Source organism: Cellvibrio sp. GW822-FHT04B05 (assembly GCF_058800985.1).
In genome coordinates this window covers 262,261-275,909 of the sequence record NZ_JBXAMU010000005.1, presented here as the reverse complement: position 1 = coordinate 275,909, position 13,649 = coordinate 262,261, and the positions used below count along the sequence as shown (strand labels likewise).

The following is a 13,649-nucleotide window of genomic DNA, read 5'->3' as shown; positions in this document are numbered from 1 at the left end:
ATTTGCTATTAAATAATGATTAAGAAGGATTTAGCTTTTAATTTGTGGCAGCAGTATGCCCAAGCTTAGGCCTCCTTCAGGACGATTCTCTGCCCAGATACGCCCCTGATGTAAGGACACACTGCGCTGTGCAATCGCCAAGCCCAAACCGTATCCGCCGCTTTCGCGCGCGCGCGCCTGATCTGTTCGAAAGAAAGGCTGGAAGATATCTTCAAGTGCATCATCAGGTACCCCGGGGCCTTGATCCATGATTTCCACTCGATACTGCTCGCCATCGCCCGTTTCGCTTAAGGCGATACAGATTTCTGAGTTTTCCGGGGTATAGAGCAGGGCATTGCGCAACGTATTTTCAAAAACGCCAACCAACATATTGCCATGGGTCGCCACTAGCGCTTCTTCGAGTGAGCATCTGAAGCGAATATTGACATTTTTTTCGTAGGCCTCGGCTTGGTAATTGTCCATCAGCGTTTGCATCAGGCTTACCAAATCCAACACGTCGTCCAGCACCCAGCTATCCTGGCCCTGTACTGGCAAGGTGAGAATATCGGTGATGATGTCGTTGAGGTAATCGGCTGCTTGCTTGATACGCGCCAGTTCGTTATCGACCAATCCATTACTGCGTTGCCGTGCCAATGCCAGTGCAATCTGCAAACGTGCAAGCGGCGTACGCAATTCGTGCGATACGTCTTTAATCAAACGCTTCTGCTCTTGCATCGCTTTTTCAAGGCGCTCGGTCATGTGGTCAAAATCGCGACCAAGTGCTGCAATCTCATCGTTGCGACCACGGAATTGTTCGCTAATGCGTACGCTCAAATCGCCGCGCGCAATTTGATGGGTGGCTTTCTGCAAAGTGTTGATGCTGCGGGTGAAGTGTCGCGCAAGAAAAAAACACGCCGAGCCGCTGACCAAGATTGATACGAGTAACAATGGCCAAATGTTGTCGAGAAACAATTCCCAAATAATATCGCGATCTTGTCCTTCGTCACGTCCAGCAGAAATCGTAATCAATTTCACACTATTGCCATCGTTCAGTGTGATATAGCGGCCAAACAGTTTGCGGTTGCGATCCTGCACTTTATCGAAGGGATGTTTAAAAGTCAGGCGGGGAGCGAGAAACATTACACCGGGAGGAAGCGGGCGATCCAATAAATCGCGGTTTTCTTTATCGATCGCATATACAAAGCGGGTTGACCAGGTTGGCATTGCGCGCAAATCCTGAATCAATTGGCGAGTATTGCGATTAACGGCATTGCCCACCAATTGAAACAGCAAACGCTTGGCTGGATCATCATCATTTGCGCTGCTGCTATGCTGCAAATTGCCATCCGGCGTCATGTCGAACCAATGCACAACAATATTGGTGCCGATAATAATCGCTACCGTAATCAACCAGAATGTAAAAAAGATTTTTAAATAAAGACGCGTCATTAATTTACGGATTCATCATCATTCATGGTCAGCATATATCCAGCGCCGCGCACATTAATGATCAAATCCTTTGAGGAGCCGGCCGCGGTAATTTTTTTACGGATGTTGCTTACATGCACATCAATACTGCGATCATAGGGCGTGAGTTTGCGGTTGAGCGCTTGCTCCGTCATATCGTCTTTGCTGATTACTTGGCCGGCACGACGAACAAGAATTTCAAGCACACTAAACTCTGTGCCGGTCAGAGGAACTTCTTGATTATCCCAGGTTGTTGTACGCGTGCCTAAATGCAACGATAGTTTTCCTGTTACCAAGCGCTCAATACTGCTGGGAGTAACTTCTTTTTGATTGGCACGACGCAAAATCGCGCGAATACGAGCCACTAATTCGCGTGGGTCGCAAGGCTTGGACAAGTAATCGTCAGCACCGATTTCCAAACCAATTACGCGATCAACGGTATCGCCTTTAGCGGTGAGCATGATGACGGGGGTTTGGCTGTGCTGGCGCAAATTTTTCAGCACATCAAAACCATTGCGGATTGGCAGCATCACATCCAAAACAATGGCGGAATAGGGATGTTTCAACGCGAGCTCAAGTGCAGTTTGGCCATCATAGGCCGTATCAATAGCGAAGCCTTCTGTCTGCAAATATTCACTCAGTAATTGACTGAGTTCTTTGTCGTCGTCGATGAGAAGAACTTTAAGCATAGCGTTTTACAGTCCCCTGTGATGGAAGGCGGTGAGTGTGCACCAGCCCCGGATGAGAGTCATGATTCTTTGGTTTTCATTAACCAATCTTAACATTATAGCCACCATAATGAATTCACTGGCTCTGATTCCGGAGTCTGCAACTGACCACCGTAATTAGTGAGTCCATTACATCCAGAGGAACATGATATGAAATCGAACAAATTTTTAGCGACCAGCATTTTATTGTTAAGTATTGCCAGTATAGCGATGCCAACCCTGGCAGGCGATGGTGACAAGAGTCGTGACGGCAGACACCATGCATGGGCAGGGCAAGAGGGCTTTGGTGGGCCTGATTTTAGGCATATCGGTAAAGCACTTGAATTAACCGATGTCCAAAAAGAAACCTTGAAAGCCCAGCGCGAAGCAGGCAAAACTGCCCGCGAGGCGCTCCACACCAAACTGTTTGAGGCGCGTGAAGCCTTGGCAATCGCTGTTAGCGCCGGGGCAAACGATGCAGAACTCAATGCATTGGCCGATACGTTGGGCAAGCTGCATGCAGAACAAGTATTAGCTGGCGCTAAAGCGCAGAAAGCTTTTCTCGCAGTACTGACAGCGGAGCAGAAGCAGACCCTGGTTGAACTTAAGGCCAAGCGTCAGGATCGTAAAGCTGCGCGCGAATCTGCACAACGCTAATCCCTGATCCTTCTGCTTTAACGATAACCCCGGCATGCCGGGGTTATTTGTTTGCAGCTATCTGCTTTGTGGGCTTGCCTGGAAAGCCTAATCTTGGGAGAATCCGCGCCGTTTTTATCCATCCTGATTTTTCCTGCATCCCGAGGTTATTGTGGCCCAGATAGGTCTGTTTTTTGGTAGTGACGAAGGTAATACCGAGCGTGTCGCATATCGTATTCAGCAGCGTTTTGGCGCAGATATCGTCGATGTGCGCGATATTGCCGATGTGACCCAGTTGGATTTCGCCAACTATGACAAAATTATCCTAGGGATTCCTACATGGGATTTCGGCCAAATACAGTCGGATTGGGAGGAGTTTTGGGATGATATCGCCGCGGTAGATTTCTCCGGTAAACAAGTTGCGCTATTTGGTTTGGGCGATCAATTCGGTTACGGTGATTATTTCCTCGATGCCATGGGCATGTTGCACGATGTGATTATCCAAACCGGCCCGGAAATTGTGGGGCACTGGTCTACCGAAGGTTATGAATTCGAAGCGTCAAAAGCAGAAATTCCCGGAGCGGCAATGTTTGTTGGTTTGGCATTGGATGAAGATCAACAGGAAAATCTCAGTGCGGCACGTTTAAACCAGTGGTGCACCCAAATCCATGTAGAATTTGGCTTGGATTCTCCGCTTAAGATGCTGGATGATTAGAGATAAGCAAACAAAGGCGCTTAATTCGCTCCTTTGTTTTGCTTATCAAGCTTCTGCGACAAACACCGCCCGAATGGGCGCAGGATGGCCTTCGGCAGTTAGTGATGGATCGTCTGAATGTAAAAACTCCGGGAGTGAATGAAAGCGCATCCATTCAGTTGCGCGCTGCTCTTCTGTCGTAGTGGGGCTTACATCAACAACGCGGGGATTGCTAAATCCCATTTTGCGCAACCAGGACAACATGGTCTCGCAGCTCGGTAAAAACCAAACGTTGTTCATCATGCCATAGCGGCCTTCCGGTACTAATACATCGCCGAGTTTCCCTTCAATCACCAAGGTTTCCAAAACCAATTGCCCGCCTGGGCGCAGGGCATTTTTTAACTCCAGTAAATGATCCATCGGCGAGCGGCGATGATAAAAAACGCCCATGGAAAAAACGGTATCAAACGCCTGTAATTTTTCTGGTACATCTTCAATCCCAACAGGCAATACATCGATTGGATAATCTGCACCGGCAAAATGTTTGATCATGTGGAATTGCACAATAAAACGCGGTGATGGATCTATCCCGATTACCCGTTTTGCGCCAGCCCCCAACATCCGCCAACAGTGATAGCCGTTGCCGCAACCCACATCGAGAATCAGGCGATCTTTTAACGGCGCGAGGTGCGGTAATACGCGATCCCATTTCCAATCCGAGCGCCATTCGGTATCTATATGAGTACCGTGAATAAAGTAGGGGCCTTTGCGCCAGGGAATTAATTCCTGCAAAACACTGCGAATTGTTGCACGGATTTCTTCAGTGCAATCGCTGCTGTCACCGATGCGCACCTCGTCGGTAAATGCAACGTTGGTGGTATTAACCTGCGGTAATTTTTCGAGAGACGTTTTCCAACCGGGCAGATCGCCATAGCGCTTCTCACAAAGTCCCGCTGCAATTTGTTTTGGAAGTTGCTCGGCCCAACTCGCCAAAGGTGAATCCTTCAAGGCATCAAGCAATTGATCGTAATTAAGTCGTGACACAGCGTTTTCCTGAATTATTTAATTGCAATCAATGATGCAAAATTAAAGCATTGAAACCAAACATCGACACTGCTGAATCCTGCTTGCCGTAACCGTTGGCGGTGTGCGTCGAGAGTTTCGGGGATAAGATAGTTTTCAATGGCGGCACGTTTTTGGGCAATTTCCAAATCGCTGTAACCATTAGCGCGCTTAAAGTTGTGATGCAGCTCAGTCATTAATTGCTGGTGCGGCTCATCATCAAATGCGACTTTTTCCGAGATGATTAATACTCCGCCGGTATTTAATCCCTCGCAAATATTGCACAACATTTCCAATCGTTCATCGACCGGAATAAACTGCAACGTGAAATTCAGTACAGCCATGGACGCATTTTGTAATTGCACATCCTGAATTCTGGCTTCAATTAACTCAACCGGCACTTCGCCGCTATCGGCAGCTACCACTTGCTGGCAGCGAGCGATCATTGCAGCGGAGTTATCCACGCCAATAATTTTGCAATCAGCTGCCTGGATGCGATGGCGCATTGCCAGTGTGGCTGCACCTAGTGAGCAGCCCAAATCATAGCAATGGCTATTTGCCTGAGCATAACGCTCGGCAAGATTACCAATCATGTTAATAATCGTGGCGTATCCCGGTACCGAGCGTTTGATCATATCGGGGAAAACGTCGACCACTCGCTCATCGAATGCAAAGCGGCTGACCTCTGCCAGAGGATTGGCATAAATGGTATCGGGGTTGGTATGGTGCATATTCGTGACTGGTTAATGGCGAATTGGGCGAGGAATACAAGTGCGCGCATTGTAACTCTCATTGATTGTCACAACAAATTGAGAAATTCATAAGACTGTCATATTTCCGCAGGAATATTCAGCCTATATCCCAAAAGTCGATATTGAAGTTGCTATTTTATGTCTTTGCAGAGCCCTGTATTTAACCAAATCCCCCTGCAAAAGGAATTACGTCGCTTGATTGAGTTCAAGCTTTTGACCCCGGTATTCCAGCCCATAGTTGCTGTGGAAAATCCACGGATTATTGGCTATGAAGCCTTGATTCGCGGCCCCGCTGATAGCCCCTTGCATAAGCCGGATGCGCTGTTTACGGTCGCGCGCGAATCCCGTTTGCTTGCATTGCTTGAATTTGCATGCCGGGAAGTTTCCTGCGAGCGATTTGCGACATTAAATCTTCCCGGAAAATTATTTCTTAATATGAGTCCTATCAGTTTTACTGATAGCCAATATCGCGATGGTGTGACGCGTGAAATTTTACAGCGCGTCGGCCTGAGTGCAGAACGCCTGGTATTTGAGTTGACCGAAAGCCAGCCGCTTGATGAGCTGGATTTGTTGCGCGTTGCTTCTGACCATTTTCAGCGGCAAGGCTTTGCGGTAGCACTGGATGACCTGGGCGCTGGTTACGCCGGTTTGCGCGTATGGAGCGAGCTGTGCCCGGATTACGTAAAGATTGATCGACATTTTATTTCCGGCATCGATAAAGATCCGGTCAAGCGGGAGTTTGTACGCGCAATGTTGGACATTGCCCACCGCATGGGGAACAAGGCCATTGCCGAAGGAATTGAAACCGCGGCAGAATTCAATACGTTAATTACCATGGGGATTGAATACGCGCAGGGTTATTTTATTGCGTATCCTCAAGCGTTACCCTCAACTGAAGTACCTGCGGCAGTAACTAACGTGACCGGAAATTCGGGGCGACGTTATCAAGATCATTTCACTCACACCGTGGATGAAATTGTAGTGGATTCAGCCTCTGTTTCACCCAATATGCGTGCAGAGACTGTGGTAAAAATGTTTCGCGCTGATGTGCGTCTCGCTTGTGTACCCGTCGTGGACGGTGATGTTCCTTTGGGAATGATCAGTCGCGCCGAAATTCTCAATGTTTTTTCCCAGCGCTTTGCGCATGAATTACACGCGCAAAAACCCATTCGGGAATTTATTAGTCCCTCATCGATTATTGTTGATATCAACACTGACCTTAAAGTGGTCGGCCAACTGATCAGTGAAGATCCGCAGCAAAACCTGAGTGTCGATTTTATTGTATGCGATAACGACCGTTATCGCGGTGTTGGCAAGGTGCGTGACCTGCTGCGCTCCATAACCGAAGAAAAGCTGCGCATTGCCCGGCATAGCAATCCACTCACCCAGTTGCCGGGTAATGTACCTCTGTATGAATGTATTGACCATTTATTGTTGCATCGAAAAGAATTTGTTGTGGCTTACTGCGATATTAATCATTTCAAGCCGTTTAATGATGCATTTGGATACAGCGCTGGCGATGAGGCGATCTTGAGCCTTAGTCAAATTTTGTGCAGTAGTGTCGATATGCAAAAGGATTTTGTCGGCCATGTCGGCGGCGACGACTTTATCCTGGTGCTGTGCAGTGCTGATTGGGAGCAGCGTTGCGAGCACATCCTGCAGCGCTTTGCGGAGGCAAGCCGAACATTGCTTCCACCTGAATCTACCGAGTACTGGAGTGTTGATCGGCAAGGGCAACGCCAAAAGTTTGGAGCACTGACGTTGGCGATAGGTTGCGTAGCACCGGATGTTGAGTTCTGTACCACCCATCATCAGGTATCGCAACTGCTTGCCGAAGCGAAACACAGCGCAAAAAGCCAGGGCGGCAACCATCTTTTTCAATCGCGTCGCCGTAAACCATATTTGGCTCCCGCAGATTAAATGTCAGTAAAGCAAGCCTTAAAGAAAGGGAAGCAGTAGCAGCCTGAAAATCCTGGTCTATCCTTAGTCTACTTTCCAGATGGAGATAGACCAATGGCTGATCTTGGCTACTACAAGATGCACGCGCTAATTGTTGATGATTTTGAGAATTTCCGTGCGACTCTTTATAAGATGCTCATGGATTTGGGAATCGGCAATGCTGATTCGGCGGCGAGCGGCGAAGAAGCGCTGCGTTTTTGCAAAGCCCGCAGTTATGATTTAATCCTCTGCGATAACAATCTCGGCAAGGGAAAAAGCGGCCAGCAAGTGCTTGAGGAACTGCGCACTACCAATAATCCCTGTTCCGATAGTCTGTTTATTCTCGTTTCTGCCGAGAGTAGTAAAGGCATTATTTTGGCTGCTTATGACTATGAGCCAGATGCCTATCTCGCCAAACCGATTAATCCCAAAGCATTGGATCAGCGCCTCAGTCGCCTTATCGAGCAGCGCGTCGAATTAAAAGCAGTTCGTGCCGCTCAAAAAGCAGGTGATGATGAATTGGCAATCGCCCTGTCCAAAGAGTTGGTGGCAAAAGGCAGCCGTTATGCAAATACTTGCCAGAAATTATTGGGGCAATTGTATCTCGCAAAAAATGATGTGGCGGCAGCTGAAGATGTTTACCGCGCGGTGCTTGAAAACCGCGAACTCGAATGGGCACAATTGGGGATGGTTAAAACCAGGTTGGCACAAAATGATCTAATCGGTGCACAACAGTGGCTGGAAAATATTTTGCAGGCCAATCCACTGTGTATGAAAGCCTATGATTTGCAAGCGGATTTATTCAAGTTGCAAAACGATACCGAAAAATTGCAAAACATCCTGCAAAAAGCCACTGATATTTCGCCGTTATCCATACTTCGTCAACAAGCGCTGGGAAATATTGCACAACAAAATAACGATTTGGTGACTGCAGCCAATGCACTTAAGCGCGCCGTAAAATTGGGCGAGCACTCCTGCTTTGATAAAGCCGATGTGCATTCCCTTTTTGCCCAGACGACCATTGACTTGTATTCAATTGACAAAGAACTGGCAAAACCTTTAATTCGCGAGGCAATTAGCTGCGTCAATAATCTGGAAGAGAACTTTGGTAAAGGCAATTTGCGCAAAGTCGAATCCCTGTTACTGGAGAGTCAGCTGCAGGTATGCGCTGGCGATCAACGTCGGGCACAAGAGACCTTAACGAATGCCCAATCATTGTTGGGGGATAATAAGGATGATGCAGCCTTGCCAATCCAGATTGAAATGGTACGCACACTTCGTTTACTGGGTAAAGACAATGAAGCACAACAACAATTAAATGATTTGTTGCAGCGTTATGCCGGTAATGAAAATCAACTGCAGCAACTGGATGTGCTTTTGGATGAGCCACGCAGTGAGAAAAATAAACTGATGGTGGCGGAGATCAATAAAAAGGGAATCGCCTCTTACAATGCAAAAGATTTTTCGGCAGCAGCAGATGCATTCAAAACCGCACTGCAAAAGCTACCTAATCATATTGGTCTCCGCTTGAATTATGTGCAGGCAATGATTGATAAATTAAAAATCCGTTTTGATATCAGTGTTAATGAAAAAATCCAGCAAACCTTTACTAAAACAACCGCGATCATTTCTCCGCAGCATCCGCAGTTTCAACGTTATCGCCAGCTGAACGATGTATACAATAGTCTGGTTCGGGCTTACGAAAAAGACAAACGAGGTTAATTGTGAATCCTTCAATCAAACCAAAGGGTGATAATCCGGAATACAGCCATGTACCTATTGATTTTTCATTTGTCCTTGCATCCAGCGTGCACGACATGAAAAATTCGTTGGGAATGCTGTTAACTACCTTATCTGCCATGATGGAAAACTCTCCGCCCGGAGATGCAGAGCAAGCGCGTTTTTTTTCAACGCTCGAGTACGAGGCAGCGCGTATTAATGGTGAATTAGTACAGTTATTATCGCTGTACCGCATGGATGAGCAAACGATGATGGTGGTGATCGATGAACACCATGCAATCGATATTATTGAAGAGCAAATTGCCCGTAATGATAGTTTGCTCAAGTCGCGCCATATTGAAATTCAGGTTGATTGTGATAGTGATTTGATTTGGTATTTTGACAGCGAATTAGTGGGTGGTGTGTTAAATAATTTGATCGTCAATTGCGCGCGTTACTGTCGCAAGCAATTGTTGGTAAGTGCGATTGAGGAGAACGGCTTTCTCTGCATCTCCGTCGCTGACGATGGGCAGGGTTACCCGGACAATATGTTACTTGGCCCGCTACCGCAAACAGCTGTTTCATTCAGCTCCGGCAATACCCGTCTCGGGTTATTGTTTGCACGCAAGGTGCTGGAATTGCACAAGTCAAAAAGAGGGCAAGGCTTTATGACAATTGCAAACGATGGGCCACTGGGCGGCGGCGTGCTGAAACTTTATTTGCCGTGATCGGAAGAGTCTGATTGAAGTGTTGAAATCACTGGATACCTATTGCATTATCACAGCCCACTTCGGTTTTTGTCGTCAGGTCAAATTTTATGCTTAAAATCCGCTTTAAAGATAATAAATACAATGCGGTATGGTTGGTAGAACCCCGAATTACCATTGGCCGTTCAGCCACCAATGCGCTGGTTATCGATGATCCACTTGCCAGTGATGTCCATATGGAAGTACTTGTTGATAATGAACATCTTACGCTGCGCAATCTTATTCCCACCCAGCCGATAATTGTTAACGGCCAAACAGTAAGCGGCGCTTGTGAACTTAAACCTGATGATCAAATAACCTTGGGCAGGGTTGAGCTGATCGTTATAGATCCAAAGCGTGAAGCCAAAATCATTGCGGAAGAGTCGGTTAACGTCACCCAGCTACGTGCGCCGAAAGCAACAGGTTGGTCGCTGAAGGCGAATCACACCGCATTGGCGAATCGGGTTTTTCCGTTGAAGGAAATTAATATTGTCGGACGTGCACACGAGTGCGATATCAGCTTGGCAGCTGCGCATTTGTCACGTCGCCACGCACAATTGCAGATTATTGATGGAATGTTGTTTGTGAAAGACCTGGACTCTGCCAATGGCACGTTTCTAAACGGCAAACGGGTCGCTGAGGCGCGCGTAAAACGCGGTGATGAGTTGCGCTTCGATGCGCTCACATTTGGTGTTATGGGACCATCAGACGACATGGCTAAAACTACCGTGCGCCCGGTGACCGCAAAAGTTGAAGCGCCAGAAGCAAAGCCAAAACCAGTAGTCCGTGACAAAGCCGTAGCTCCCACACGAGCCTCATCGCCAAATCGATCTATCCCCGGTCCTAAAGCCAAGCCTGCGTCCGAGGCTCACTCCAAGGGGAAATTCGGGCTGATATTCCTCGGAATTTTGGCCGTCGTGGTTATAACAACACTCATTTTAACGCGCAAATAAGTATTTAAGCTTTGCGGAAACCGGTCGATAACCTGTGATGCAACAGACAGGTATTGCCGCCCAAAGGTAAATTTATGAATATTTCGTCGCTTAATAATCCCTCTGTTAATAATCAAACGATTAGCAGCAATCTGCCGTCCCAAGCAAATAGCACTAATACGGCCACTCAGGGAGGCACGGGTAAAGCGCCTGAAGTGACCCGTACGGATCCATCTACCCCACAGGACAAGCGCCAAGCGGCACTGCAGATTGTTAATCGTACTCTGACGGCAGCTTATGAAAAAATTGCCTCGCGTGGCCAAGCTGCCAGCGCCGAGTATGAAAACTTTGAACCGTTAACATCGGAAAAAGTGGCGAATAACATCCTCGGTTTTATTGAGCGGCGCTTACAGATGGATGTCGCTGAAGGTGCAACACAAGAGCAACTACAAGCTCGTCTTGAGGCCGGTTTGGCGGGATTTAAAAAAGGTTTTGCCGAAGCCAGCGAAAAGCTTGAAGCCTTGAGCCTGCTCTCACCGGAAATTAAAACCGATATACGTAAGACCTATGACCTGGTGTTGGAAGGGGTAGATGAACTACGTGCTAAATTTATCCAGTCTACCCAACCGCCAGAGGAAACGCCTAAAACAGCTCCATCAACTACCGATGTTATTAAAACAACGGATAGCAAAAAAACAGCGTCCAAATTGGATGTGCCGAGTTTTATTCCCGCCACCAGCAGTTACCTTGGCTACGGTAATTACGAATATGGTCGCGCGCGCGCATTCAGCTTTGAGCTAACCACCAAAGAAGGCGATAAAATCACCATCAAAGCAAGCTCCAGTGAAGGTTTGGCATTAGAGGCAGGACGGGCAGGGCGCGGTAATAATTCGGCTGGCGCACTTAACGCCAGTTACAGCTCCAGCCAATCATTCTCCCTTTCGATTGAAGGCGATTTGAATGAGGATGAGCTAACTGCAATTAACGATTTGCTCGGTCGAGTGAATGATCTGGCTGGTCAATTCTTTAATGGTAATTTGGATGCTGCATTCAACCATGCTATGAGTATGGGTTACGACGCTGAACAAATCGGCAGTTTCTCACTGAATCTGGCGCAAGTAGAAATCAGGCAGGTCACCCAGGCTTATCAAACCTTCGAGCCTAATCGCTCAGGCGGCAGTTCTGATGTGCCTAAATTGTTGGCTGATCAATTGCTGCCACTTGGCAATTTTATCAAAGATTTGCTCGATAGCCTGGATCGTGCGTCAGCGTTTAACGAGCCGCAATCGCTGCTGACCAATATGGCGGAAAAAATTACTGGCGAGACAGAAATTGATCAAGCTCAAGGCAAGCGTTTCCGCGATTTTATGGAAGAGATGTTTGCATTGGAATTGCGTTAATTTTTCCGTGAAGTTGCTGCTGCAGAGCTGATACACTGCCGTTTTTTTCAGGCAGCAATTCATGAAATCGATTTATCTCTACTCAACCCCTGGCTGTCATTTATGCGAGATGGCCAGGGATATTGTCTCTCCTTTATTGAACCACTATTCATTGCATCTTGAAGAGATTGACATAGCCGAATCAGATGAACTGATTGAGCGCTATGGTGTAAGAATTCCGGTATTAAAATCCCCTCACCATCTTGAAGAGTTAGGCTGGCCGTTTGATTCAAAACAGGCTGACGATTTTCTTCTGCGTATCAGCTGTTAGCTCTCGCCATATTTTTACCTGGCTAACCTATTTATCTGATTGACTTATGCCAAGAGTATTCATTGTTTCGGCAACCCAATGCAGTGAGTTTACGTAAATTTCTGCCATTTTTTCCGGCGTCAAACCTATTTCAGCAAGATGATCCCAATCGATTTCCTGCCAGTGGCCCTGCTCATGGGCTTGCACTATCTGTAATACCATTCCCTCGGGACCAGAGTGATTTAACATCGCTTGATTGAGCGCTTCGCTAAGCGATAAAGTACCCAGCAACTCTTCCAGTGGAGAGTCAAGAAACGCATCCAGTGTCGATAGCAATCCAACGGTGAAATAGGAATCGGGGCGGCTGCGTTGATTAATTTCGGCGGCGATCATTTCGCACATCCGCGCACGTGTAAGTGCAGCGATACTTAATTCATGCGGTTTGCCGCTCAAGTTCGACAAGGCCAGCAAGTTAACCCAATTACGCAGTTTATTTAAACCCAACAACATAATCGCCTGACGCAACGACTCAACGTTGCGCGATAAACCAAACGCAGCCGAATTGACCAGGCGCAGTAATTTAAAGCTCAACAGCGTATCGCGCGCGATCATGCGTTCGATTTTATCGATAGGTGTGTCGGGATCGTGCAATGCTGACAGCAATTGCAGTACCGATTGTTTATTTTCGGAAATTTTTCGCCCGGTAATTACGCGCGGCTTCGCCAAAAAGTAGCCCTGAAATAAATCGAATCCCAATGCTTTGCATTGCTCAAACATCTCATAGGTTTCAACTTTCTCCGCGATCAGCGTCACGCCGAATGGCTTGAGGTAAGCGATATGGTGCTGCAATTTTTCAGGTGAAAGAGCCAATACATCCAGTTTGATAATATCGGCATAGGCCACCAGATTTTGGCTGTTATCATCCAGCTCAAAATCGTCTAAGGCAATGGTGTATCCCTGTTCGCGAAGTTGTTTCAGCGAGTGCAGCATTGCAGCATCAACACGCTGTCCTTCAAGTACTTCGATCACCAGCTTTTGGCGATTAAAGGGCGGCGGTGAACTGAGTAATGTGCGGGTGAAGTTAACAAAGGCTTTATGTTTGCCAACGACTTGTTCAATCGATAATTCTGTAAATGCGTTGAGCAAAACCTGTGAACTGGCGGCATCCCCATCGGTAGTGGAGATAAATTTCAGGTCGTTGTTCCGACAGAGTAATTCGTAGGCAACAACTTGCATGTTGCCATTAAAAATAGGCTGCCGAGCGAGAAGAGGAATGGCTTCGGTCATAAAGTAAACGGATTGATTAATAGTTGTGTTTAGGATGATCC

Annotated in this window: 13 protein-coding genes; 8 read left to right on the top strand and 5 right to left on the bottom strand. The window is 47.2% G+C overall.

The genetic code is table 11. The features are described from left to right. Window positions 1-30: 30 nt before the first annotated feature. Together AC1RJL_RS16920 and AC1RJL_RS16915 are read right to left on the bottom strand one after the other, a co-directional pair. On the bottom strand, window positions 31-1,428 hold the full coding sequence (locus AC1RJL_RS16920) for an ATP-binding protein (protein WP_492916162.1): 1,398 nt from the start codon (window positions 1,426-1,428) through the stop codon (window positions 31-33). After that, a complete protein-coding gene (locus AC1RJL_RS16915; RefSeq protein WP_492916160.1) occupies window positions 1,428-2,135 on the bottom strand; it encodes a response regulator in 708 nt (235 codons plus the stop codon). The genes AC1RJL_RS16920 and AC1RJL_RS16915 overlap by 1 nt, the downstream gene beginning before the upstream one ends. Before the next feature lie 189 nt (window positions 2,136-2,324). Between AC1RJL_RS16915 and AC1RJL_RS16910 the strand changes: the two genes are divergently transcribed. Together AC1RJL_RS16910 and AC1RJL_RS16905 are read left to right on the top strand one after the other, a co-directional pair. Next, a complete protein-coding gene (locus tag AC1RJL_RS16910) occupies window positions 2,325-2,810 on the top strand; it encodes a Spy/CpxP family protein refolding chaperone (RefSeq protein WP_492916158.1) in 486 nt (161 codons plus the stop codon). A 151-nt stretch (window positions 2,811-2,961) separates the two neighbouring features. Further along, window positions 2,962-3,504, top strand: a complete 543-nt coding sequence (locus AC1RJL_RS16905) for a flavodoxin (RefSeq protein WP_492916156.1) — start codon at window positions 2,962-2,964, stop codon at window positions 3,502-3,504. Between the two features lie 45 nt (window positions 3,505-3,549). Here AC1RJL_RS16905 and cmoB read toward each other — a convergent pair whose 3' ends face one another. Both cmoB and cmoA read right to left on the bottom strand, forming a co-directional pair. Further along, window positions 3,550-4,527, bottom strand: a complete 978-nt coding sequence (cmoB, locus tag AC1RJL_RS16900; protein ID WP_492916154.1) for a tRNA 5-methoxyuridine(34)/uridine 5-oxyacetic acid(34) synthase CmoB — start codon at window positions 4,525-4,527, stop codon at window positions 3,550-3,552. Window positions 4,528-4,541: 14 nt separating this feature from the next. Further along, entirely contained in the window at window positions 4,542-5,276 is a 735-nt protein-coding gene (gene cmoA / locus AC1RJL_RS16895) for a carboxy-S-adenosyl-L-methionine synthase CmoA (RefSeq protein ID WP_492916152.1), read from the bottom strand. A 159-nt stretch (window positions 5,277-5,435) separates the two neighbouring features. Between cmoA and AC1RJL_RS16890 the strand changes: the two genes are divergently transcribed. From AC1RJL_RS16890 to AC1RJL_RS16865, 6 genes are all read left to right on the top strand, one after another. After that, on the top strand, window positions 5,436-7,217 hold the full coding sequence (locus AC1RJL_RS16890; RefSeq protein ID WP_492916150.1) for a bifunctional diguanylate cyclase/phosphodiesterase: 1,782 nt from the start codon (window positions 5,436-5,438) through the stop codon (window positions 7,215-7,217). A 93-nt stretch (window positions 7,218-7,310) separates the two neighbouring features. Further along, complete coding sequence (locus tag AC1RJL_RS16885) at window positions 7,311-8,957, top strand: response regulator (RefSeq protein ID WP_492916148.1); 1,647 nt, start codon at window positions 7,311-7,313, stop codon at window positions 8,955-8,957. 2 nt (window positions 8,958-8,959) lie between these two features. Beyond that, on the top strand, window positions 8,960-9,682 hold the full coding sequence (locus AC1RJL_RS16880; RefSeq protein WP_492916146.1) for a sensor histidine kinase: 723 nt from the start codon (window positions 8,960-8,962) through the stop codon (window positions 9,680-9,682). 89 nt (window positions 9,683-9,771) lie between these two features. Continuing rightward, on the top strand, window positions 9,772-10,653 hold the full coding sequence (locus tag AC1RJL_RS16875; RefSeq protein ID WP_492916144.1) for an FHA domain-containing protein: 882 nt from the start codon (window positions 9,772-9,774) through the stop codon (window positions 10,651-10,653). A gap of 74 nt (window positions 10,654-10,727) precedes the next feature. After that, window positions 10,728-12,032 carry a DUF5610 domain-containing protein gene (locus AC1RJL_RS16870; RefSeq protein ID WP_492916142.1) on the top strand — a complete coding sequence of 435 codons (1,305 nt, stop codon included), beginning with the start codon at window positions 10,728-10,730 and terminating at the stop codon, window positions 12,030-12,032. Window positions 12,033-12,093: 61 nt separating this feature from the next. Then, entirely contained in the window at window positions 12,094-12,342 is a 249-nt protein-coding gene (locus AC1RJL_RS16865) for a glutaredoxin family protein (protein WP_492916141.1), read from the top strand. A 27-nt stretch (window positions 12,343-12,369) separates the two neighbouring features. On the opposite strand, the gene AC1RJL_RS16860 is transcribed toward AC1RJL_RS16865, so the two are convergent. Then, complete coding sequence (locus tag AC1RJL_RS16860; RefSeq protein WP_492916138.1) at window positions 12,370-13,608, bottom strand: EAL and HDOD domain-containing protein; 1,239 nt, start codon at window positions 13,606-13,608, stop codon at window positions 12,370-12,372. Window positions 13,609-13,649: the final 41 nt, after the last annotated feature.